This is a genomic window from Hoyosella rhizosphaerae (assembly GCF_014643175.1).
GTDB lineage: Bacteria > Actinomycetota > Actinomycetes > Mycobacteriales > Mycobacteriaceae > Lolliginicoccus > Lolliginicoccus rhizosphaerae.
The window spans coordinates 269,731-292,109 of the sequence record NZ_BMJH01000002.1; the positions used below are offsets into that span (position 1 = coordinate 269,731).

The window sequence follows — 22,379 nt, forward strand, 5'->3', positions numbered from 1 at the left end:
GCATAGATTTGCTATTCGAAACAACCAGCATGTAAGGTTGCAATCGCAACGCGGGGTGGAGCAGCTCGGTAGCTCGCTGGGCTCATAACCCAGAGGTCGCAGGTTCGAATCCTGTCCCCGCTACTACCAAGATCCCCCCACTGGTTAACTCCGGTGGGGGGATCTTTTGTTGTGCGCCCAGCATGGAAATTCGCTTGGCGGCGGAAGTCCTGCGAAGGTGAAATCCGAGTTGATTGGTGGATCGTATCGGCGGCCGTGGAAAAGTTGTGGTGACTCGACTACATAGGGTGTAGCAAAATCACCATAAGTTGGGCCGCTCCCTAGATGCTGCGCGCGATGTGGGCGCGGACAAAATCGGTGAGAATCGTTGCTCGTACGGTGGGGTCTACGGCGCGCTGCAACCCCAGTCCGATGCCGAGGCTCAGGAAGGCCGTCGCAAGGTCATCCGCAGACAGGTCGAGTGTTAGTCCGTACTTGTCGCGAGCGGTGGCAATGATGCCCTTGATGAGCGATCGGATATGTGAGGCGTCTCGTGCGAGCTGAGTCCGCAGGTGCGGATTTTGTCGAGCTCGGACTGTGAATTCGGCTTCAAGCGCGGACCATTCGAGATCTCCGATTGTTCGTTCGCACCATGCGCTGAACGTGTTGAGCATGTCGTCGAGCGTCGGAGCGGTCGAGACCTCGCTAATAAGCGCCTGGGCGTGATCGGCGCGGATGTTGTGGAGCACCTCTCGGCAGAGTTCGTCCTTATTGGTGAAGTTGGAGTAGACCGCCCCCTTGGAGTACCCCGCTTCATCGGCTATGGCATCGAGTGAGGTGGCTGTGTATCCGTGGGAGAGCAGCATGGTGCGGGCGGTGTTGAGGAGGTGCTGGCGTGTGCTGGCCCGGCTTTGGGTGCGGCTTTGTCGGGGCATGTGTTGTTGGTGTCCGCTCAGTTGGGCTTACTGCGTCAAAAGTGTTGTGGGTGTTGATAAATCAGGGCAAGCCCTAACCACAATACCGTTGGTATTTGAATACTGTTAGTATCTGTACGGTTTGGTGCAAGATTTTTCCAGCAAGTTCGCAGTCCGAGATCTTGTTCACTATTGTTGAGGACTTGATCGCATGAGTGATTGAGCTCCCGTGTCACGCATGCCGTCGAAAGGAGCCCGCGAATGATTCGTCGTTATCCACCTATACCTTTAGGCAGCGCTGTCGTTGTTGTCACCGGAGGTGCGCAGGGGGTCGGCCGAGCAACTGCGGCGCAGCTTCACGAACTGGGCGCAATCGTATGGATCGGTGACAGCGACATTGATGCGGCTGAAGCCGTCGCGCATGATCTTGGCCCGGGAACTTTCGCTTTCCCGCTCGACGTGAAATCTCGCGACTCCTGGCACGCCTTTCGTGATCACGTCGTCGCCCTTCACGATCACATCGACATTCTCGTCAACAATGCGGAGATTATCTCGGCTGGGCCCTTCCTCGACGAGGGTGATGATCTGAGTCGCGCGGTCATCGACACCAATCTTGTCGGGCTCATCCTTGGAATGCGGACCGTTCTGCCCGCAATGGTGGCCGACGGTAGGGGGCATGTCGTCAACGTCGCTTCTCTGGCAGGTAAGGCGCCCATTCCAGGGCTATCGGTATACAACGCTAGCCAGTACGCCGCTGTGGGGCTTACCGCATCAGTTCGTGAAGAGATGCGCCCCGCAGGAGTCAGTGTGAGTGCGGTCCTGCCGTGCGCAGTTACTGCCTCGCCACCTTCGGCTTCATCTTTGTTTCGCGGATTGCCGACTGCAACTCCTGACGAAGTAGCTGAGGCAATCATTCGGAATTGCTTCACGCGTAAACCGGAAGTTGCTGTGCCGCGGTACACCGCGATGTGGGATCTCGTTAATGCAGTTGTGCCTGGGCCAATCTTGCGGACGGCACTTCGTTTGCTCGGTAACGACCGACTTCTCACGTCGGGTGCCGGTGTTAACCGAAGCAGACACTTGATGCCCACTGGTGCTGGGCCGCACGCCGACTTTAAGTGACGTAGCTTGTACTGCGGAGTTACAACATCGCGGAGTTGATCCAAAGCGTAATCAAGCCGTAGTGATGCGCCCAGAATGTCACGCCGGTCACAGCCGTGAAGTAAGGTAATGGACGCGTCTGCCTCGCATGCGACCAGCGCAGTTGGAAAAGACATGACGGTCATCACGTAAATCCGTTATTGTTTCGTGATGATCAGGTTTAGAGGGGGCTGTTCTTGACCGGCACGAGCGATGACCTAGATACACCTAATTTGGTTGAACCTGAAGACGAGTCGTATGGTCGACCGCGATTCTGGCACAAAATTCCAACGGGTGTTTCTGTGGCGATTGTTGCCATCGCATCAACTGGAATAGCTGGAGTGCTCGCGGCTCACGTCGGGTCGGAGAGTCCAGCATCAGCTACGGCAGCCGTGGAGACAGTCGTAGAACCTGTAAACCCAAAAGTTGATTCAGCGCGCGCAGAAGGGCCCTTGCCGCAAGCTGCTGTGGTGATTCCGCCGCAGCAAGGCGACGCAGAAGGCCTTGGCGACGACGCCCCTGGCAATGCAGATGACGACTCAGTGCCAGAGCTACCGCCAGCGAGCGGGGGAGCAGGCAACATTGCGCTTCCCGAGGCAGTGACACGCCCCTTCGCAATCGGACCGACCTACGGCGGAATAGTATCGTCTGACTTCGGCCCTCGGTGGGGACAGTTCCACTACGGGATCGACATTGCCGCGCCCCTCGGGGCCGCAGTCCTCGCTGTCACCGACGGTGTAGTTCTTGAAGCGGGACCCGCCAGTGGGTTCGGTTTGTGGGTCCGCCTGAGCCAAGAAGACGGCACCGTAGGAGTTTACGGTCACGTCGACCGGTACCTCGTCGAAGCGGGTCAACACGTTCGAGCGGGTGACATGATCGCTACTGTGGGAAGCCGCGGACATTCAACCGGGCCGCACCTGCACTATGAAGTGCGCAAGCAGGACGGCACACCCATCAGCCCACGGCATTGGCTCGCCCAGCGCGGAGTCTGGCTTAACTGACGGGTCTGGGCTTATCGCCCCACCACCATATTTCAGTATCAACATCATGCCGCAGCCGTAACCGGACGGAACCTAACGGTTCGGCGATGTCGAAATCGGCAACGCCCCTTCCAGCATCGCTCACGCTGTCGCCGTATAGGCCAGGATAGTTATGGGCGACGTCGTTTATCAGGCGTAGCCCTAGTGTTCGAGGATAGGTGCCCGCACACTTTCTTTGTGAAAAACGCAATCGCCGCAACCTCTCGATGAGAGATTGCGGCGATTTAACCCATGGACGAGCCGGGGCTGTTTTGTCAGTTCAGCGTCACTTCAGTTCAGCGGATGACTTGCCGAGGAGACGGCGAGCCACGATGAGCTGCTGGATCTGCTGTGTGCCCTCGAAGATGTCGAGGATCTTGGTGTCGCGGGCCCACTTCTCGAGCAACGGACGCTCGGAGTAGCCGTACGTGCCAGCAAGTTCCACTGCGCGGAGTGTAACGGCGGTGCCGGTACGTCCAGCCTTGGCTTTCGCCATGGAAGCTTCCAACGAGTTTGGCTTCTTGTTGTCTGCCATCCAGGTGGACTTCAGTGAAAGCTGGTAAGCAGCTTCCCAGTCAGCTTCAAGCTGAAGGAACTCTGCAGCAGCGGCGTGCTGTGTGAATGCTGGTGCGTTGTAGTCGATTTCCACGCCAGCGTCGGCGAGGATGCCGCGGATCTCTTCTAGCGCTGCACGGGCACATCCGATTGCCATCCCGGCCACAAGTGGGCGGGTGTTGTCGAATGTTGCCATAACGCCGCCGAAGCCCTTTTTGACGTCAACTTCAGGGCTGCCAAGGATGTGGTCCTTGGGGATGCGGCAGTCTTCCAGCAGGATGGTGGCGGTGTCAGACGCCTTGATGCCAAGTTTGTGCTCGAGGCGTGCAACCGTGACGCCGGGGGCGTCCTTCGGTACCACGAACGACTTGATTGCGGCGCGACCAGCGGACTTGTCCACCGATGCCCACACGACGATGTGTGTGGAGCGGCCACCTGCGGTAACGAAGATTTTTTCGCCGTTGAGAACCCACTCGTCACCGTCAAGAACTGCGGTGGCGGTAACAGCTGCAGAGTCTGAACCGAAGCTTGGCTCAGTGATGGCCATGGAGGCCCATACTTTGCCGAACTGCTCAAGCTGCTCGTCTGTTGCTACCGAGGCGATGGCTGAGTTGCCTAGGCCCTGGTAGGGGATGGACAGGGTGAGTCCGACGTCGCCCCAGCAGGTTTCGATGACGTTCATCAGGGCGGACATGTTGCCACCGTTGATGTTGCCTTCTTTTGTGGGCTTTCCACCGCGGCCGAGCGTGGCACCAGCAGTGCCGCGACCAGCGTCGGCCATGCCTTCAACGAGGCTGGCCATGGTGTCGAGTTCGACTGGGCGTTCGTGCTCGGCCAAGTCATATTTGCGGGAAATTGGGCGGAAGATTTCTGCCGCCGCCTGGTGCGCCTGGTTCGAGGCCGCCACCAGCTTCTTGGGGAGTTCGAGATTGATCATGAAAGTCTCCAGGATTCAAGGAGGGGACGGCTAGATGACGACAATGCCTTCAGCGACACCGATGGCACGCAGGTCGCGGTACCACCGCTCGACTGGGTGTTCCTTCGTGTAGCCGTGGCCACCAAGAAGCTGAACGCCGTCGAGGCCTATCTGCATGCCCTTTTCTGCCGTGAGGCGACGAGAAAGCGCAGCTTCACGAGCGAACGAAAGTCCCTGCTCAGCGCGGGAAGCGCCACGCCAGGTAACCAGACGCATACCTTCGAGTTCAATGCCGATGTTGGCAACCATGAAGGCAACGGACTGACGGTGGCTGATCGGCTCGCCGAAGGCGACCCGGTCGTTCACGTAAGGAATCACGTAGTCAAGCACTGCCTGGCTGGTACCGCATGCAAGCGACGACCATCCGAGGCGGGACAGCTGAATGATGTCCTCGTAGTCCTTTGTGCGGCTGTCGACGTCGCCGTCACCAAGAAGCGCGGATTCAGGAACAACCACGTTGTCGAGGTTTAGTCGACCGAGGCCTGCGGCGCGGACGCCCATGCTTGGGTCGGCTTCGACCGTGAGGCCGGTGGCGTCAGACTCGACGAGGAAGAAAGCGGGCTTCCCGCCAAGTTCAGCTGCGATGAGGAAAAGTTCCGCAGATGAGGCAATCGGAACGAAGCTCTTCACACCTTGGAGGGTGTAGCCGCCTGCTGCCCGGTTAGCCTTTGTTTCCAGCTTGAACGGGTTGAACAGTGCGCGTGGTTCGTTGACTGCAACTACTGCACCTGGAACGTTCTCGCCTGCGAAAGCTGGCAAGTACGTTTTCTGCTGTTCGTCGCTGCCGAACTGGGTGAGCGCTACCGAGAAGCCACTTGACGCGAGGATGGGAAGTGCAAGTCCCATGTCGCCGTGTGCCAATGCTTCAGCAACCAACGAGTTGGTGATGGCACCGCGCTCGGAGGCTGCGCCTTCGAACTCCTCGGGAACATTGATCAGCGTGATGCCGAGTTCGGCAGAGCGCGCAATCAAGTCTTGAGGAGCCTCTGCTGCGTGATCAGCATCGTGGGCTGCCGGGCGAAGGATTTCCTCAGCGAATTCCTTCACCGTGTCGACGATCATCTGCTGCTCGTCGCTTGGGTTCAGGTCGTAGAGGCCCTTTTTCTTGGCTTCTGAGTCGGGGAGGCGCTTTGGCTTCCCACCGCCGGAAACAGTCTTGAAGGTGCGTGTTGCGGCACCCAAAGTCTTGAATCCGGTCTTGGTTGCTTCGTAGGCCACGCGATCGATTGGCTTACGAAGGTTGTATTTTTCGGCGAGGCCGGACCCGGTGATGCTTGTAAGTACGCGCATTGCGGTACCGATGGCGTCACGCTTTACGGGGTTGAGGCCCACAGCGGAGGTGGAGCTTTTCGAGGCACCACCAGAAGGGTTCTTCTTGCTCATGATCTCCAGCTATTCCTGAGAGAAGGGTCAGTGTGGTCGCTATCTTACCCATGAGTAAGTTACGAGCGCGAGGGGCTCGGCAAACTGGGCATAAAGTGTCAGCTACATCACCCCAATTTAGCCAGTGTGATGTCGTGTAGAAGGCCGTTTGAGCCAACTGCACTTCCGCCGTGTGGACCAGGGGTTCCGTTCAGGGATGTAAAGCGACCGCCGGCTTCACGAATGAGCACGTCAAGTGGGGCAAGGTCCCACAGTGAAACTTCCGGTTCGGCGGCGATGTCGACGGCTCCTTCAGCGACGAGGCAGTAGGAGAAAAAGTCGCCATAACCGCGTACGCGCCAGACGCAATCGGTGAGGTCAATAAGTTGGTCCCGGATGCCAAGGTCTTTCCAACCGGACAGGCTGGAGAGGCTGAGGCTCGCCGCGTCGAGGCTGCGCACTGCTGAAACTGCCATCTTTTCGGGCTCGTTGTCTAAGGCTTGTTTCCACGCGCCGCTTCCGCTGGCGGCCCACCATCGACGCCGCAATGCGGGTGCGCTGACGACTCCTACTACGGGAATACCGTCTTGGAGTAGCGCGATCAGCGTCGCCCACACGGGGACACCGCGGACAAAGTTTTTGGTGCCGTCGATTGGATCAATGACCCACTGCCGGCCTTTGAGGACGGCAGAGCCGCCGAACTCTTCTCCGAGGACGGCATCTGAGGGACGTTCTGTTGCGAGTGTTGCGCGCACTGCTTGTTCGACTGCGAGATCGGCATCTGACACGGGTGTGAGGTCGGGCTTGCTGTCGATATGCAGGTCTACCGCACCAAAGCGGTCCAGCGTGATGGCGTCGGCGTGGTCTGCCAGCGTGAGTGCGAGTGCGAGATCCGCAGTGAAGTCCGTCATAAGACGCAACGGTACTCGGCGGTGTTTACCGCTGATAAGCGTGACGGCAGCGCCCACCTTGGCAATCGGGATGATAATCATTATCATTAAAACGGTGAACGCAGCCCCCGAAACCACAAAAATCCCCGTCACAGTCCTTTCTGGATTCCTAGGTGCCGGCAAAACCACCCTGCTTAACCACGTTCTCGGTAACCGAGAAGGCCGCAGAGTAGCCGTCATCGTGAACGACATGAGCGAAGTCAACATTGACGCGCAACTCATCGACGGGCCACTAGCTGGCACCGCGCACCTTGATCGCACAGAAGAAAAACTCGTTGAACTCACCAACGGGTGCATCTGCTGCACGCTGCGTGAAGACCTCGTCGAGTCGGTAGCGAAGCTCGCAAAGGAAGGGCGATTCGACTATGTGCTCATCGAATCGACGGGTATCTCCGAACCAATGCCTGTGGCGGCAACATTCGAATGGGAATTCGAGGGTGGCTTCTGCCTCGGTGACATTGCGCATCTCGACACCATGGTGACCGTTGTCGATGCTTCAACATTCCTGCCAGAACTTGCTCGCGGAGAAAAGCTCGCGCAGCGCGACCTTGAAGCAGGGGAGGGGGACGAGCGCAGCATCTCGGACCTGCTCGTTGACCAGGTCGAGTTCGCCAACGTCATCCTCATCAACAAAGCTGACCTGGTCACTGAATCGATGCTCGGAGTCGTCGAAGCCACAGTCAAACGCCTCAACCCGCATGCGACGATCCTGCGCACCACCCGCGGTGCTGTTTCGCTCGACGCGGTCCTGAACACCGGACTGTTCGATCGCGCAAAGGCAGCCGAAACAGAAGGGTGGGCCGAAGAAATCGCAGGTGGACACACCCCCGAAACTGAAGAATACGGAATCAGCAGCCTCACCTTCCGGGCCAATCGCCCCTTCCATCCAGGCCGTCTCGCGGACGCCATCATGCAACTCAAAGGTGTTCTCCGGAGCAAAGGATTCTGCTGGCTGGCCTCCCGCGATCCGTTTGCCGCCGTGTGGTCGCAGGCGGGCCCAAACTTGACGATCGAACCAGCGCAGCGGTGGCGCGACGTCGAGGTCGCCCCTGGGCAAGAAATCGTCATCATTGGGCTTCGTCTGGATCGCAGCAAGCCGGCAGAGCTACTGCAAGGAGCGCTGCTCACCGATGACGAACTCATCGCCGGGCCACAGGAGTGGCGTAAGTACCCCGACCCGTTTCCTCGGTGGGAAGTGGCGGAACTGGTACATCAACACTGATGCTGGCGCTCGCTCCATGGGCGTTAAGGTGCCATCGCGGAGCAGGTAGGCTAGGTGACTGTGCATCCTGATGTTTCTGCAGATCTCACCGACCTCGACTTCACACTGAAAACAGTTGAGGCGGTTGTTGATGTTGAAGAATTGACGCGTCGTATTCGTGAACTCGAAGACCAGGCATCGTCACCAGACCTCTGGGACAACCAGGAACACGCTCAACACGTCACGAGTCAACTGTCCTACGCCCAGGGCGAGTTACGGCGAATTTCAGCGCTCCGGCAGCGGCTCGACGATCTGCCCATCATGTACGAACTCGCTGAGGCAGAGGAAGGCGACGCCGCCGCCGAAGCCATCGCTGATGCTGACGCAGAGCGTGCGGCGTTACGCGATGACATCGAACTACTAGAGGTCCGCACCCTGCTTTCGGGTGAATACGACCAGCGTGAGGCGCTAGTTAATATTCGCTCGGGTGCTGGCGGAATCGATGCTGCGGACTGGGCTGAGATGCTCATGCGCATGTACGTCCGCTGGGCGGAGCGCCATGACTACAAAGTAGAGGTGTACGACATCTCGTACGCTGAGGAGGCAGGCATCAAGAGCGCCACCTTCGCAGTCAAGGCGCCCTACATGTATGGAACCCTCTCGGTTGAGCAGGGCACCCACCGGCTGGTGCGGATTAGCCCCTTCGACAACCAGTCTCGGCGTCAGACGTCGTTCGCCGAGGTTGAGGTTCTACCGGTGGTGGAAACGACCGACCATATCGAGATCCCAGACGGCGACCTCCGCGTTGACGTGTTCCGCTCGTCAGGCCCCGGCGGGCAGTCTGTGAACACCACGGACTCCGCCGTCCGGTTGACCCACCTTCCGTCCGGCATTGTCGTCTCGTGTCAGAACGAAAAGTCGCAGCTGCAAAACAAGGCCGCAGCCATGCGAGTTCTGCAGGCCAAGCTTCTTGAACGCAAACGGCTTGAAGAGCGCGCTGAGATGGATGCCCTCAAGAGCGACACCGGTTCCTCGTGGGGCAACCAAATGCGTTCGTACGTCTTGCACCCATACCAAATGGTGAAAGATCTTCGCACTGAACTGGAAGTGAATAACCCGTCTAACGTGCTTGATGGTGGAATCGATCGGTTCCTCGAAGCCGGAATTCGGTGGCGCATGCGCGACACGGATGAGTAGAGACTTACTCACTGTGCATCCGGTGTGCCGAGAAGCTCGCGGGAATATACACTCAGCGGCGTGATCAACCTATCGAGCGTGTCGAAAAGTTATAAAAACGCGACACATCCCGCTCTGGACGAGGTAACCGTTTCCGTGGAACCGGGTGAGTTCGTTTTCCTCGTGGGCCCCTCTGGGTCTGGCAAGTCCACGCTCGTGCGGCTACTGCTGCGAGACGAACTCCCTACCAGCGGAGACATCCACGTCGCGGGTTTTCACGTCAACAAACTTTCAGGTCGGCAGGTGCCGAAATTGCGTCAAACCGTGGGGTGCGTGTTCCAAGACTTTCGGTTGCTTCCGAAAAAGAATGTTGCCGAAAACATTGCATTCGCGCTGACAGTGATAGGGAAGTCGCGGAGCGAAATATCCCACCTAGTACCCGAAGTCCTCGCCCAGGTCGGACTCACCGGCAAAGAACATCGCATGCCTGACGAACTGTCTGGCGGCGAGCAACAACGCGTCGCACTCGCACGGGCGATAGTAAACAAGCCGCAGGTTTTGCTCGCTGACGAACCGACGGGCAACCTCGACCCCGACACCAGTGACGACATCATGCGCCTGCTCGAAAAGGTCAACAACACCGGAACCACCATTGTGATGGCCACCCACGACAACCACATCGTCAACGCCATGCAAAAACGTGTCATCGAACTCAACAACGGCGCCGTCGTTCGCGACGAACACACCGGAAACTACGGAGCGACCCACTCATGAGATTCACCTTCCTCATCCGTGAAGTGTTCTCCGGACTCAGCAGAAACATCACGATGACGCTCGCAATGGTCATCACCACCGCGATCTCACTGGGCATCTTCGGCGGCGGACTCCTCGTCATCGACATGACGAACAAGACCCAAAAGTTGTACCTCGACAATGTTGAAGTAGAGGTGTTCCTCAGCGACGACATCAGTACCAGCGACCCAGGCTGCGTGACAGAAATCTGTTCCACCCTCGACGAGGACCTTCGCGAGTTTCCAGGCGTCACCGACGTCACCTACATCAGCCGCGACGACGCTGTTGCGATCTACCGCGACACCTTCGCAAGCAACCCAGAGATTCTCGACCTCGTTCGTCCAGAAGCATTGCCAGCCTCATTCCTGGTCCGTCTGGACGACCCAGAACAGTTCGGGGCAATTTACGACGAATTTGCCCTGTACCCAGGGGTGGAGTCGGTTCGCAACCAAGAAGAGCTTGTCCAACGGCTATTTTCGGTGCTCAACGGCTTGCGTAATGGTGCATTCATCATCGCCACCGTTCAAGGTGCAGCAGCGCTCATGCTGATTGCGAACATGGTCCAAATCACCGCATTCACTCGCCGTGACGAAGTCAGCATCATGAGGCTCGTCGGGGCCACACGCTGGTACACGCAGCTGCCATTCCTACTTGAAGCCGTCGTTGCCGCTCTGGCCGGCGCAGCGCTGGCTGTGGGAGGACTGTTCCTCGCCAAGAACGCTTTTGTCGACTCGATGCTCGCTGAGGTGTACCAATCCAACATTGTTGCGCCCATAACCAACGCAGCGATTGTCTCAATCAGTCCACTGCTGATCGGGTTGGCGGCTGTGCTCTCCGCCGCGACTGGTTACCTAACATTGCGGCTCTACGTGCGGGAATAGTAGTCACAGTAAAAAATTACTTGCACTGACCCGTATCGTTGGATAGTCAACACTTGATTATCACCATTTAGAAGGGACCTTGAGGTGAAGGAGAAAGGCCGCAAGGTCATCGCTCAAAACAAGAAGGCCCGTCACGACTACAGCATCATCGACGTGTACGAGGCTGGAGTGGCGCTGCTCGGCACTGAAGTAAAAACCTTGCGCGAAGGTAAAGCGTCCCTCCTCGACGCGTTCGCGACGGTCGACGACGGCGAAGTCTGGCTGCGTGGCCTGCACATTCCCGAGTACAACCACGGGACGTGGACCAACCACGAACCACGGCGGAGTCGCAAACTTCTGCTGCACAAACGTGAAATTGAGCACCTCGTCGGCAAGACGCGGGAAGGCAGTCTCACGCTTGTTCCACTGTCGATGTACTTCGTCGATGGACGCGTCAAAGTGGAACTCGCACTCGCACGAGGTAAGCAGCTGCACGACAAACGCCAAGACATGGCTCGCCGCACCGCGGAACGTGAAGCTGTCCGCGAGTTCGGCCGCCGCATCAAGGGCATGAAAGGGTAGAAACCTGTGTGACAGTGGACGCGGTAACCCGCTACACTGTGAGTAACCCACGCGAGGGGCTGATCGGTTTCGACTGGGTACATCGCGATGGGGGAAGCGTGCCGGTGCAGGCAAGAGACCACCGTAAGCGTCGTTGCAAAATGATAAGCGCCGAGAACACTCAGCGCGACTTCGCTCTCGCTGCCTAAGCGACAGCAAGTCCGTCAGACCGGGAGCGCCCTCGGCCCGGACCCTGGCGTCGCAAGAGGGACAAACCTTACAGCCCGGTCACGGGGTTGTAGGGGACATCAAACAGTGACTGGGATCGTCATCGCAGCTTGTCCACGTGACTGTGAGATCCAAGTAGAGACATAGTGGACTGCGCACGGAGAAGCCCCATCAAAGTGACACAGGACCCGGGTTCAATTCCCGGCAGCTCCACCAGAACGGCCCGGAATATCCTATTCCGGGCCGTTTTTCGTCACATTCTCGTCATGAACTCTTGCGACAATGGTGCAGGTTCGACACAGTTGTTTTTTCGCCGCATTGTGCATAGCTGCGGCACAACAACGCACCGTGTGACGCGGTGCCCCATGCGAGAGGTTGTGGTGCATGCACTATGTGATTGGGGTAGCAGGCCTCGGCGTATTTATGGCCCTGGCATGGGCTGCAAGTTACGACCGTAAGCTGGCAAAAACACGACTCAAATACGTAGCGCTCATGCTGCTCATGCAAGCGGTGCTCGGATTTATATTGATTCGCACCGCCGTGGGACAAACCATTATCGATGGTATTTCGTCCGCTTTCGGCACACTTCTCGGTTACGCCTTTGCAGGCACATCCTTCGTTTTCGGAGGGCTCGCAGGCGACGCAGACGCCACCAATGGATTAACGCCCTCATTTTTCATGGCAGTTCTCATGCCCATCGTGTTCATTTCCGCACTGATTGGTGTACTTGAATGGTCAAAGATCCTGCCACTATTCATCCGCTACCTCGGCATCGCAGTCGGCAAGATCAACGGCTTGGGAAAGCTCGAATCATACGGCGCCTCCGCCTCACTGCTGCTAGGGCAGTCGGAAGTATTCATCTCACTGAAACACCAGCTCACGCACCTGAATGAGCGGCGCCTCTACACCCTTGCGGCCGCAGCAATGTCAACCGTATCCGCATCGATCATGGGCTCCTACATGGTGCTCTTGGACCCCCGCTACGTTGTCACCGCCATTGCACTCAACTTCTTGGGCATCTTCATCGTTGTATCCCTCATCAACCCCTACGACCTCGAACCATCTGAGGACGTAGCCGTCTTTCCTGACGCTAAACACCGCACGTTCTTTGAAACACTCACCGAATACATCTGGGACGGATTCCGCGTCGCCGTCACAGTTGCCGCCATGCTCATCGGTTTTGTGGCCCTCATCGCCATGGTCAACGGGATATTCAACGGCATCTTCGGCGTCACCTTCCAGCACGTACTCGGGTACGTTTTCTCACCACTCGCAGTACTCACTGGAGTTCCGCTAAACGAGGCAGTAGACGCAGGCAGTTTGATGGCCACAAAACTCGTCACCAACGAATTCGTCGCGATGACACAAATCGCAGCAGGCGACTACGAACTATCCGAACGCACCTACGCAATTGTGGCCGTCTTCTTAGTGTCATTTGCGAACTTCGCGTCAATCGGAATTATTGCCGGAGCCGTCAAAGGCCTCACCAACGCTCAAGGCGACGCGATCGCCCGATTCGGCCTCAAACTTGTCTACGGTGCAACGCTCGTCAGCTTCATCAGCGCCACGATGGTCGGGCTACTGATCTAAGTCGGGGCGCTAGTTCAGGGGGTGCCGCACCAATTCGGACACCCGGTCCTGGTGTGGCACCCTGGTATCGGCGCACGCCGTGTGACGAGAGGACAGTGGTGAGCTCGAAAAAGAGCAGTAAGAAAAACGCATATACCCCCGAACCACCCTCAAACAGACTTACCTACACCCTCGGTGGAATAGCGCTCGTCCTTGCGCTCATCGCATCTCTATTCATGTACCTATGGCAACAGCGCACCAGCAGTCCCGTCGACGACGGATACGGCAACCTGCAAGCAGCCGAAATCGCCATCGACGACAACGGCTACATCCGCCTCGGCTCAGACGACGCCCCCATAGTCATCGAACTGTACGAAGACTACAAATGCGAAGGCTGCCAACGCTTCTACCACCTCTACGGCCAGAACATCGCCCGCCACATAGACGAAGGCTCCCTCGCAGTCGAGTACCGCACGCTCGCCATCCTTGACCGCATCTCAGAAACTGGAACCTACTCCACCAGGGCAGCAGCAGCCGCAACCTGCGTCGCCAACACCGGCGACGGCGCAGTGTTCCACGCCTTCCACAGCGACCTACTCGAACAACGGCCCCGCGGACGAGAAGAACTCAGCCCCACCGAGCTCGCGGACATCGCACGAAACGCAGGCGCCGACGACAACGCAATCACCTGCATCACCAACAGCGACCTCATCGACGACGCAGAAGCAAAAACCGAAAGCGCACGTGAAGCCATGATTTCGGCAGGCAGCGAAGGAACACCAACCGTAGTCCACAACGGCGAACTCGTCAGCTGGGAAAGCCGACACTGGCTCAACGAACTCATCACCGGCACAAGCCAATAAATTTGGAAGAAGCACCACCCTTGGTGTAACTTCGATCGAGCAACCAGACCACACATCTGGTTGCACTAGGGGCTATGGCGCAGCTGGTAGCGCACCACACTGGCAGTGTGGGGGTCAGGGGTTCGAGTCCCCTTAGCTCCACTTTTTATCTCAAACAGCCGAACCCCATTTTTGGGGTTCGGCTGTTTGCGTTGTGTTTGGTTCTGGAGTTGGAAAGATCCTGCATTTGAACCCATAGGCGTTCGAATTGCAGGATCCTTCGCCAAGGACGGCTGTGCCACACGTCAAGGCAGCTGTGCCACACGTCGGAGCGAACGAATCGCCGGCCCCTAGCCGTAGTCAGTTACGGCAGCGCAGGGGAGCCGCCGTCGATTACGGGCAGACCTGTTGTCTTCCACGCCCGGAATCCCCCGATGAGGTCGGTGGCTCGGTGCAGTCCGAGCCGACGAAGGTCGGCGGCGGCGAGGCTCGATGCGTATCCGGCATTGCAAAACACCACCACCGGGGTGTCTGCGTTCACGCCGGGTAACCGGTGCTCACTGGTCGGATCGAAACGCCATTCCAGCACAATTCGCTCTACCACCACAGAGCCGGGAATCTCGCCTTCTGCGAGCCTGTTGGCGTAAGGGCGGATGTCCACCAGTAGTCCACCGACGCGGGCAAGTTTGGCCGCTTGCTCGGGCGAGAGACGGTCTAAACCACTTCGCGCCTGCTCCAGGATCTTGTCGATGCTCATATGCCGGTGAAGTCGGTCAGGTCCCGATAGTCGCGGACGGGTCGTTGCGGCGGGGAATAGGCGTGCACGGACAGTGCGTGTCGTGGGCCGCTGTTGTGCACCCGATGGGCGCGATCCGGTCCGAAGCCGACTGTCTCGCCGACCTCCCACTGTGCGGTGCGGACTGATCCGCCGGGGAAGCGGAACTCCTCGTCGAGGGTGCCGAGTCCGACAGTGAACGCACCCGAAGCACCACCGTGGTCGTGGGGTTCGGTTCCCTGTCCGGGTGCCCAGGACAGCAGCCATACCTCAACGCCGCCGGTCAGCGCGAGTCGAGTCCACCATCTTTGATCGGTGCCGAAGCGGGCCAGATCCAGCAAACTTGGTGCGAGATTCTGGTGGATCGATGCGGTGAGTCCACGGAGTTCGGTCGGTGTCCACAACGCACGGGTCGGGTGAAGAACGGCGCGCAGGAATGGCGAATCAACCCCAGGGTGTATTTGGATATCCGGTTTAGTGGCGACGGCGGTGGTCATCGGTGCTCCAATCTGTTTGGCGATTCGCCTGTATGTATCGCACCAAGGTATGCCGATCCTCACGGTGGGGGAAGAGTCAAACTCAGGCTGACCCCAAACCCCATTTGCGCAGTTCAGGGTGGTCGCGTCCCTGTGTCAGATTGTCGGCTTTATCTTCGCCGACCGAATCGTCCGGGACACGACGAGACTCGGTGCAGGCATTCGGATCACCATGATTAGAACTGTTGTCGAGCGACTTCCGCGGGGGCTAGTTTGGCGAGGTTCAATCGCGACAAGCAACCGGGGGTTCGAGTGAAGTTCAAGAGCGCAATGGTGATCCCGATTTTGGCGGCATTGACAGCAACCACCCTCGCAGGCTGCAGCTCGGCTGATGATGAGGGGGGACCAGTGGTGCGGATCGGCACCACAGAGTCGTCGGCCGAATGGGATGTATTTAAGGAGAAGGCTGCCGAACAGGGGATTACCCTGCAAATTCAAACCTACTCCGACTACTCGCAGCCCAACATTGCGCTCGCGCAGGGGCAGATTGATGTGAATCTGTTCCAACACCTGCAGTACCTGGGTGGATACAACGTGGCCAACGCCGACGATCTGACCCCGATCGGTGCCACCCAGGTTGTGCCGCTTGGGCTGTACTCCAAGAAGCACGGCTCGGTCGAAGACATCCCGCAGGGCGGCGAGATCGCCATCCCCAACGACCCGAGCAATCAGGCGCGCGCCCTGTTCGTACTGGAGGCAGCGGGCCTGTTGACGTTGGATCCGGAGGCCAAGTCGCCGACTCCGGCCGATATCGATGCCGGTGCGTCGAAGGTCAAGGTCACACCGGTAGACGCAGCCCAGACGGCGCTGTCACTGAACTCGGTGGATGGCTCGGTGGTCAACAACACCTATCTGGAACGATCAGGCATCGACCCGAAGTCTGCCCTTTACCAAGACGACCCCAACAGTCCGGGTGCCGAACCGTATATAAACGTGTTTGTCACCAGGGCCGACGCCACCGGAAACGAAACCTATCTGCGGTTGGTGGAAATCTGGCACGACCCTGCCGTGCAGGCCGCAGTGTCGGAGACGTCGAAGGGGACTGCGGTGGAGGTCATCAAAGACGAGGCGGCACTGACGGAGATTCTGCGGCGGGTGGAGCAGAACATCCGCGACGGGCAATGAACGAGCAAGTGGCCGGATCTCGCGGCGTTGCGCCTGCTGTCGAGTTTCGCGGTGTCACCAAGGTCTTCCGCACAGGTAAGCAAGAACACCACGCACTAGCCGATATCGATCTGCTCATTGAGCCGGGGGAGATCTTCGGCGTGATCGGCTACTCCGGTGCGGGCAAGAGCACCCTGGTTCGGCTCATAAACGGACTGGAGAAACCGACCAGCGGTACTGTCTTGATTTCCGGCACACCCATCACCGGTGTGCCGGAGCGCAAGGTACGGCATCTGCGACGCGATATCGGCATGGTGTTCCAGCAGTTCAACTTGTTCCGTTCGCGCACCGCGGCCGGCAATATTGAGTATCCGTTGAAGGTGGCCGGATGGCCGCGTGCTGAGCGCAAAAAGCGGGTAGCTGAGCTGCTGGAGTTTGTTGGGCTGGCCGACAAGGCCCGCAATTATCCCGATCAACTCTCTGGTGGGCAGAAGCAGCGGGTCGGAATCGCGCGTGCGCTAGCGACCTCGCCATCTTTGCTTCTCGCCGATGAGTCAACGTCGGCCCTGGACCCGGAGACCACTAGTGAAGTCCTGCGGCTGCTGAAGAAGGTCAATGCTGAACTTGGCGTAACGATCGTCGTGATTACTCATGAGATGGAAGTTATCCGTGCTGTCGCGGACCGGGTGGCGGTCCTGGCCGAGGGACGAATTGTGGAAGTAGCCAGCACGTTTGATGTGTTCGCTGACCCCAAATCTGCGCCCGCGCGATCGTTCGTGGACACTGTGCTGTGCAATCGGCCAGAAGCCGAGGAGTTGAGGCGCCTCGGTGACCGTCACACCGGCCGGTTGGTGACCGTCGACGTTGACGACAAGAGCAATGTCGGCGCCGCCCTGACCGCTGCTGCTCGCGTCGGCGTGCAGTTCGAAGTGGTGTACGGAGGAGTCGGCATCCTGCAGGAAAGGACCTTCGGCAGCCTCACCTTTGCCCTGGACGGCCCGGACGATGTTGTCGACGCGGTGATCGCCGGCCTCAGGCAGGGTGGAAAGGGGTAGGCATGCAGACGGACTGGGAGAAGCTAAGTCCTATCCTCATCGAAGCGATCGGTACCTCCATCTATCTGGTGGCGGTCACCTTTGTTGTTGGCGGGCTGATCGGCTTGGCCATCGGCACCGCCCTGTACACCACTCGCAAGGGTGGCCTGCTGGCGAACACCCCGATTTATGTACTGCTAAATGTCGTGGTCAATATCGTGCGGCCGATCCCGTTTATCATTCTGCTGGCAGCTCTTGGCCCGGTCACCTTAGCGGTGGTGGGCACCACGATCGGCACGGGGGCGGCAGTATTCGTGATGATTGTGGCGGCCTCGTTCGGGATCGCCAGGATTGTTGAGCAAAATTTGGTGACAGTGGACCCCGGTGTCATCGAGGCCGCCCGAGCGATGGGGGCTGGGCCGCTGCGGATCATTTTCACGCTGCTGATACCGGAGGCTCTCGGTCCGTTGATTTTGGGTTACACCTTCGTGGTAATTGCGATCGTAGACATGTCCGCCATGGCTGGCATTGTGGGTGGCGGCGGTCTTGGCAATTTCGCACTGGTTTACGGCTACCAGCGTTTCGACTGGAACGTGACCCTCGTGGCGATGCTGATCATCATCGTCGGAGTGCAGGCCATTCAGTTCCTCGGCAATTGGACTGCCCGCAAAGTGTTGCGGCGCTGACAGCGTGGAGGATCACAGCGACTTCGGAACCCCAGTGCATAACGCTCTGACCCGTAGGTTTAGCTGCTGTGGCACCTGTCGATGTGTTCTCGGTGGGTATCAGTACGTCAGACGTGCGAGCCTAGAATGGTGGCAAAGAAACCGAGTAACGCAGTGAACCCATCGCCTGCTCGCGGTGTCGCATACGGGATGGCAAGCCTTGCCCTTGTGTCGGGAATTGCGTGGGTCGTACTGGCCTCGAGTGGATCGCAAACTGAGCTGGCCGGGGTATCCGTAATGTTTGCCGGGGCATGCGGGATTCTCAGTTCTTTCGCGCTGAATCGGATCATTAAGCATCGAGAGAAGGTAACCAGCGAGTCAGCTCGCTACGCATTATTTGCCTTCAGCTCGGTCGCAGTGAGTGTCAGCCTGCTCGTGGCGCTGACCGCACTTAGCTGAGTAGCCATCGGGATTCCCGAAGCAGCATGGACAAACTCGCGATGCCAATCAGCAGACTTCGACTCCGCGGAGCGGTGAAGTCTTGCGTATGTTGACCACAGGGCAGTAGGGCGAACGGCGCGCCAGAAACAGCACCCCTGTCGTCCGCATTGCCAGATCGCCGGAGCATTTGAAGCGGCAATGCGGAGGCGCACATGGGCCTATACAGGCACAGGCGTGGTGGCAACTCCCCCCCAGTTTGCCAAGATGCTCTGTAGTCGCTCTGAGGTTCGCTAGTACTGGCAACGCAGCTCAGTGTTACTGAAACAAGATTGCCAACTTCGCAGTTTTCACAGCGAAGTTGGCAATGCGGAAGCCGGTACTCAACTGAGGTTGATCGTCCATGGCCCGTCCGCATTCACGTCGAGCCAGTACAAACCAGCGCCGAGTGAAGCCGTCGTCGACCCGCTGAATGCCCCAATTTCGTTGACAAGCGATCGCCCGGCACGGTTTCCCTGACTGTCGATGAAGCTGACCTGGAAGTTGCTGCTGCCATCGTGTGATAGTTCGACTCGCGTAAGTCCGCCACTCACTCGGATTGGCCCTACGGCCTCCATCCCTTGACCAGAGAATGATCCACCAACAGGCCCATCTGTGGGCCGAGGTTGCTCGATAAGGAGCTCCCAAGGGCCATCGGCACGCACATCAATGACGAACTCCCCTGCGGGAAGGTGTCGGATAGTGGATCCCCTGAAAGTGCCGATTTCGTTGACGAGTGAAGACCCTGCCCGATCACCGGTTGCAAAGTCGAGAACTATAGCTTGGAAGTTGCTCGCGCCGTCGTGACTCATCGTGAATTTTGTTGCTCCGCCCTCGATCAGGAACGAATCCGTGGCGGTCTGACCAACGCCGGAAATGACAATTGGGTCGGGCTCGAAAATGACTTCCAGTTCGGGTAGTGCTGCAGAGTCTTCCGTTTCCGGGGTTATCTCACTTGGTTCTTCCTCTGCGCCAGCCGAAGGCGTGTCACCGTCTTCGGGGCTGGGTGAGGCTATAGCGAAGATTAGTAGTATTACGACCAATGCTCCGACGATCCAAGGCCACTTCTTTCGCTTTCTCGGGCCACGCTGTTCAGGCGTTGGGGTCTGTGGGTGCTGTGGCTGAGTCATCGGTGTGTAGTTCTTTCCGTTGTCGTGTTTTCCCATATTGTCTGTCTTAGCTCCGGGTGGGACCGCGGAATACTCCCCGTCGTAACCGAAGCGAGATCGTCTCCGCCGGGCATGTTGACGAGTTCGCTGCAGCCCAGATAACTCAAGCGAGCGCCGTATTCGACTCGCAGCATTTCCTCGGCGGGCAGTGCAAGTGCACCAGATCAGCTTTTCGGCGGGATGAGATTCTAAGGTCGTCAAGTAATGAACCGACCTGTACTTAGCTAGACGTCAACATTGAGTTTGTTTCAATGTTTGCGGTACGACTGGCAAGCCCTTTCCGGGGGTGTACGAAAACGGAGAATGCGCTGGGAGTAGTTTGGGGTCATGGCTGCTGAGCGTGGCGCACAGAGTGGTGCGTTGGATCCAGAGTTTGTGTCGTATGCGGATTTCGGGTTGGCGTTTTTTCGTCGGGCGATTTCGGATGAGCGGATTCTTGGGGCGGTGTCGAGTATTACGGGCGCCCCAATTGAGTTCGGTCCGATTGGTGCTGGTCCGGGGCGGATTGCGAAGGTGACGGCGCATGGGGTGGTGAAGGACCCTGTGGTGACGCGGTTGTCGGATGAGGAGCCGTTGCGGTTTCGGTTGAGCATTCCGGTGGATTTGAAGTTTGTTGTGCGGTTGACGGGCACTGTGCATCGTTTTAGGGCGGATGTGCGTGCTGATTTGCGGTTGACTGCGCGGGCTGCTGAGCCGTTGCGGGTGGTGGTGGATGTGGATCCGCCGTCGCGTGGGGATGTGGCGGTGAGTGTGCGTGCTGAGGGTGTGGCGTCGAGTGTGTTGCAGCTGGTGTCCGGTATGGAGTCTGAGGTGCAGCGTTTCGTGGCTCGGTATATTCGTGAGGAGATCACGAAACCTCATATTGTGGCGGCGCGGGATGTGGATTTGGGCCCGTTGATTGATTCTGCGGAGATCTAGTGCGCCAACAATTATTCGCCTGAGCCTGAGCCCGATTCAGGGTTGATCCGGAGGATTCGGTCGTCGAGGGTGGCGGGGTTGCCGCGTCCGTCGCGGTTGCTTGTGCTGACCCAAAGTTCGCCCTGCGGCGTCGTGGTCACTGCACGTAGTCGGCCATAGTGGTTGGTGTGCAGCGCGTATGGTTGCGCATCGCCGTTGAGGGGGACTGCCCAGAGGCGTTGACCGCGGAGCGCGGCCATGTAGAGGGTGTCGTCGAGGATTGCGATTCCTGCTGGTGATGCGTCGGTGGGGCGCCAGACGTGGATGGGGTTGAGGAATTGATCGTCGTCGCTGATCCCTTCGACGCGGGGCCATCCGTAGTTGCCGCCGGGGGTGATGAGGTTGAGTTCATCCCACGCGTTGGCTCCGAGTTCTGACGCCCACAGTTGGTTGTCTGAGTCGAAGGTGAGTCCTTGGATGTTTCGGTGGCCGAGGCTAAAGATGGGCGAGCCGGGTGTGGGGTTGTTTGCGGCTGCTTTCCCGTCGGTTGTGATTCGCAAGATTTTGCCCGCCAGTGAGTTCGGGTCTTGCGCGAGGGCGGGTTCGGCTGCGTCACCGGTGGCGGCGTAGAGGAAGTTGTCTGGGCCGAAGATGAGCGCGCCCCCGTTGTGTATGCGCGCGCGGGGTATGCCTTTGAGGATGGGATTTAGGTTGACGAGTTGGCCGTCGCGGTGTTCTGCACGAACGATCCGATTGTCTTCGGCAGCAGTGAAGTAGAGGTAGACGTATTGGTCGTCGTTGAAGGTAGGGGATACGGCCAGGCCGAGAAGTCCGCCTTCTCCCTCATTGTCGATGTCGGCGATGGTGCCGATGGTGGCTGCTGACCCATTCTGGAGGGATTTGATGTTTCCGGTGTCGCGTTCAGTGACTAGTGGGGTGCCGTCGGGAAGAAAGTCGATGTCCCAGGGAACGGACAGTCGGTCGGCAATCGTTGTTGCCGCGTTTGCTGGTTCGGTACTGCGCTGAGCGCCGCACCCCGCCGTGAGTGCGCTGGTGACTGCGATGACGGCGATGGTGCGGCGCAAAGGTAACGCGGGTTTATGTCTGGCTGTCATACCCAAGGTTGATGTTCGGCATTTCGACACCATCTTCGGAGAGCTCTTCCCAGTGTTTTGCCATGTAGGTCGCTATACCGGCGAGCCCGATGGCGCCGGTGATACCGATGAGTACTTGGGCGGCACGTACTTTGCGTGACCGTCGACGTTTGGGTGTGCCGTTAGCTGCGGCATCGATTTTGTCGTTCTTCTTTGCTTTACGTACTTTGCGGGCTTTTTGAGCAGCAAGAACACCAAGCCCGACGGGTCCGCGTGTGGCAGCGAGTCCGACGACTCCTGCTTGTCGAACCTTCTTTGGTAGGCCTGATTTTTCGCGGCTTTCAGTTTCGAGGGCAACGATTGCGTCGTCAATTGCCTTTTCTGGTGCCGTTTGATTGTTGTTTGAGCTCATGTTTACCTCTCAGCAGACGTCGACCATTCAAGCCTGCCATGTTGTTTCACAGAGCGGTACCAAAATCGGCTGTGTTTTCTCGGGACTAAGTC

General features: G+C 58.4%; 23 protein-coding genes, 2 tRNA genes and 1 other RNA gene. 17 read left to right on the plus strand and 9 right to left on the minus strand.

Going from position 1 to position 22,379, the window contains the following annotated elements; translation table 11 throughout:
• Window positions 1–49: 49 nt before the first annotated feature.
• Window positions 50–123, plus strand: a tRNA-Met gene (locus IEW73_RS09400).
• 197 nt (window positions 124–320) lie between these two features.
• On the opposite strand, the gene IEW73_RS09405 is transcribed toward IEW73_RS09400, so the two are convergent.
• Window positions 321–914 (minus strand): TetR/AcrR family transcriptional regulator, encoded by a 594-nt coding sequence (locus tag IEW73_RS09405; protein WP_188673746.1) that lies wholly within the window; start codon window positions 912–914, stop codon window positions 321–323.
• A 240-nt stretch (window positions 915–1,154) separates the two neighbouring features.
• On the opposite strand from IEW73_RS09405, the gene IEW73_RS09410 reads away from it, so the two are divergent.
• Window positions 1,155–2,015: an SDR family NAD(P)-dependent oxidoreductase gene (locus tag IEW73_RS09410; protein ID WP_188673749.1), complete on the plus strand. Its 861-nt coding sequence runs from the start codon at window positions 1,155–1,157 to the stop codon at window positions 2,013–2,015.
• A gap of 215 nt (window positions 2,016–2,230) precedes the next feature.
• The gene (locus tag IEW73_RS09415; protein ID WP_229675895.1) at window positions 2,231–3,034 is read left to right on the plus strand and encodes a M23 family metallopeptidase; all 804 of its coding nucleotides are present in this window, start codon (window positions 2,231–2,233) and stop codon (window positions 3,032–3,034) included.
• Window positions 3,035–3,338: 304 nt separating this feature from the next.
• Here IEW73_RS09415 and IEW73_RS09420 read toward each other — a convergent pair whose 3' ends face one another.
• The 3 genes from IEW73_RS09420 to hisN all read right to left on the minus strand — a co-directional run bounded on the left by IEW73_RS09420 (window position 3,339) and on the right by hisN (window position 6,856).
• On the minus strand, window positions 3,339–4,544 hold the full coding sequence (locus tag IEW73_RS09420; protein WP_188673754.1) for an acyl-CoA dehydrogenase family protein: 1,206 nt from the start codon (window positions 4,542–4,544) through the stop codon (window positions 3,339–3,341).
• 30 nt (window positions 4,545–4,574) lie between these two features.
• Window positions 4,575–5,966 carry an acyl-CoA dehydrogenase family protein gene (locus IEW73_RS09425; protein WP_188673757.1) on the minus strand — a complete coding sequence of 464 codons (1,392 nt, stop codon included), beginning with the start codon at window positions 5,964–5,966 and terminating at the stop codon, window positions 4,575–4,577.
• A 107-nt stretch (window positions 5,967–6,073) separates the two neighbouring features.
• Complete coding sequence (hisN, locus tag IEW73_RS09430) at window positions 6,074–6,856, minus strand: histidinol-phosphatase (RefSeq protein WP_188674990.1); 783 nt, start codon at window positions 6,854–6,856, stop codon at window positions 6,074–6,076.
• A gap of 94 nt (window positions 6,857–6,950) precedes the next feature.
• Here hisN and IEW73_RS09435 point away from each other — a divergent pair, with 94 nt between their 5' ends.
• The 9 genes from IEW73_RS09435 to IEW73_RS09475 all read left to right on the plus strand — a co-directional run bounded on the left by IEW73_RS09435 (window position 6,951) and on the right by IEW73_RS09475 (window position 14,286).
• Window positions 6,951–8,117, plus strand: a complete 1,167-nt coding sequence (locus IEW73_RS09435) for a GTP-binding protein (protein WP_229675896.1) — start codon at window positions 6,951–6,953, stop codon at window positions 8,115–8,117.
• A 60-nt stretch (window positions 8,118–8,177) separates the two neighbouring features.
• On the plus strand, window positions 8,178–9,293 hold the full coding sequence (gene prfB / locus IEW73_RS09440) for a peptide chain release factor 2 (RefSeq protein WP_188674994.1): 1,116 nt from the start codon (window positions 8,178–8,180) through the stop codon (window positions 9,291–9,293).
• 60 nt (window positions 9,294–9,353) lie between these two features.
• Window positions 9,354–10,046 (plus strand): cell division ATP-binding protein FtsE, encoded by a 693-nt coding sequence (gene ftsE / locus IEW73_RS09445; protein WP_188673763.1) that lies wholly within the window; start codon window positions 9,354–9,356, stop codon window positions 10,044–10,046.
• On the plus strand, window positions 10,043–10,945 hold the full coding sequence (gene ftsX, locus IEW73_RS09450) for a permease-like cell division protein FtsX (protein ID WP_188673766.1): 903 nt from the start codon (window positions 10,043–10,045) through the stop codon (window positions 10,943–10,945). Before ftsE ends, ftsX begins: the two co-directional genes overlap by 4 nt.
• A gap of 84 nt (window positions 10,946–11,029) precedes the next feature.
• On the plus strand, window positions 11,030–11,506 hold the full coding sequence (gene smpB, locus IEW73_RS09455) for an SsrA-binding protein SmpB (RefSeq protein WP_188673769.1): 477 nt from the start codon (window positions 11,030–11,032) through the stop codon (window positions 11,504–11,506).
• 55 nt (window positions 11,507–11,561) lie between these two features.
• Window positions 11,562–11,929: a transfer-messenger RNA gene (ssrA, locus tag IEW73_RS09460) on the plus strand.
• Window positions 11,930–12,097: 168 nt separating this feature from the next.
• Window positions 12,098–13,303 (plus strand): NupC/NupG family nucleoside CNT transporter, encoded by a 1,206-nt coding sequence (locus tag IEW73_RS09465; RefSeq protein ID WP_188673771.1) that lies wholly within the window; start codon window positions 12,098–12,100, stop codon window positions 13,301–13,303.
• A 98-nt stretch (window positions 13,304–13,401) separates the two neighbouring features.
• Window positions 13,402–14,145 (plus strand): DsbA family protein, encoded by a 744-nt coding sequence (locus IEW73_RS09470; protein ID WP_188673774.1) that lies wholly within the window; start codon window positions 13,402–13,404, stop codon window positions 14,143–14,145.
• Window positions 14,146–14,213: 68 nt separating this feature from the next.
• Window positions 14,214–14,286 (plus strand) — tRNA-Ala (locus IEW73_RS09475).
• A 202-nt stretch (window positions 14,287–14,488) separates the two neighbouring features.
• Here the strand turns inward: IEW73_RS09475 and IEW73_RS09480 are convergent.
• Together IEW73_RS09480 and IEW73_RS09485 are read right to left on the minus strand one after the other, a co-directional pair.
• Window positions 14,489–14,881 carry a rhodanese-like domain-containing protein gene (locus tag IEW73_RS09480; protein ID WP_188673777.1) on the minus strand — a complete coding sequence of 131 codons (393 nt, stop codon included), beginning with the start codon at window positions 14,879–14,881 and terminating at the stop codon, window positions 14,489–14,491.
• Complete coding sequence (locus IEW73_RS09485; RefSeq protein ID WP_188673782.1) at window positions 14,878–15,396, minus strand: cysteine dioxygenase; 519 nt, start codon at window positions 15,394–15,396, stop codon at window positions 14,878–14,880. The genes IEW73_RS09480 and IEW73_RS09485 overlap by 4 nt, the downstream gene beginning before the upstream one ends.
• A 309-nt stretch (window positions 15,397–15,705) precedes the next feature.
• Here IEW73_RS09485 and IEW73_RS09490 point away from each other — a divergent pair, with 309 nt between their 5' ends.
• The 4 genes from IEW73_RS09490 to IEW73_RS09505 all read left to right on the plus strand — a co-directional run bounded on the left by IEW73_RS09490 (window position 15,706) and on the right by IEW73_RS09505 (window position 18,697).
• Window positions 15,706–16,560, plus strand: coding sequence for a MetQ/NlpA family ABC transporter substrate-binding protein (locus tag IEW73_RS09490; protein ID WP_188674997.1), 855 nt, complete (start codon window positions 15,706–15,708; stop codon window positions 16,558–16,560).
• Window positions 16,557–17,594, plus strand: coding sequence for a methionine ABC transporter ATP-binding protein (locus IEW73_RS09495; RefSeq protein ID WP_188673785.1), 1,038 nt, complete (start codon window positions 16,557–16,559; stop codon window positions 17,592–17,594). Before IEW73_RS09490 ends, IEW73_RS09495 begins: the two co-directional genes overlap by 4 nt.
• A gap of 2 nt (window positions 17,595–17,596) precedes the next feature.
• On the plus strand, window positions 17,597–18,259 hold the full coding sequence (locus IEW73_RS09500) for a methionine ABC transporter permease (RefSeq protein ID WP_188673788.1): 663 nt from the start codon (window positions 17,597–17,599) through the stop codon (window positions 18,257–18,259).
• A gap of 129 nt (window positions 18,260–18,388) precedes the next feature.
• A complete protein-coding gene (locus IEW73_RS09505) occupies window positions 18,389–18,697 on the plus strand; it encodes a hypothetical protein (RefSeq protein WP_188673791.1) in 309 nt (102 codons plus the stop codon).
• Window positions 18,698–19,059: 362 nt separating this feature from the next.
• Here IEW73_RS09505 and IEW73_RS09510 read toward each other — a convergent pair whose 3' ends face one another.
• Window positions 19,060–19,845: a BatA domain-containing protein gene (locus IEW73_RS09510; protein ID WP_188673794.1), complete on the minus strand. Its 786-nt coding sequence runs from the start codon at window positions 19,843–19,845 to the stop codon at window positions 19,060–19,062.
• 366 nt (window positions 19,846–20,211) lie between these two features.
• Here IEW73_RS09510 and IEW73_RS09515 point away from each other — a divergent pair, with 366 nt between their 5' ends.
• The gene (locus tag IEW73_RS09515; protein WP_188673797.1) at window positions 20,212–20,802 is read left to right on the plus strand and encodes a hypothetical protein; all 591 of its coding nucleotides are present in this window, start codon (window positions 20,212–20,214) and stop codon (window positions 20,800–20,802) included.
• An 11-nt stretch (window positions 20,803–20,813) separates the two neighbouring features.
• Here the strand turns inward: IEW73_RS09515 and IEW73_RS09520 are convergent, their stop codons facing one another.
• A complete protein-coding gene (locus IEW73_RS09520) occupies window positions 20,814–21,896 on the minus strand; it encodes a PQQ-dependent sugar dehydrogenase (protein WP_188673799.1) in 1,083 nt (360 codons plus the stop codon).
• A complete protein-coding gene (locus IEW73_RS09525) occupies window positions 21,880–22,287 on the minus strand; it encodes a hypothetical protein (RefSeq protein ID WP_188673801.1) in 408 nt (135 codons plus the stop codon). Before IEW73_RS09525 ends, IEW73_RS09520 begins: the two co-directional genes overlap by 17 nt.
• Window positions 22,288–22,379: the final 92 nt, after the last annotated feature.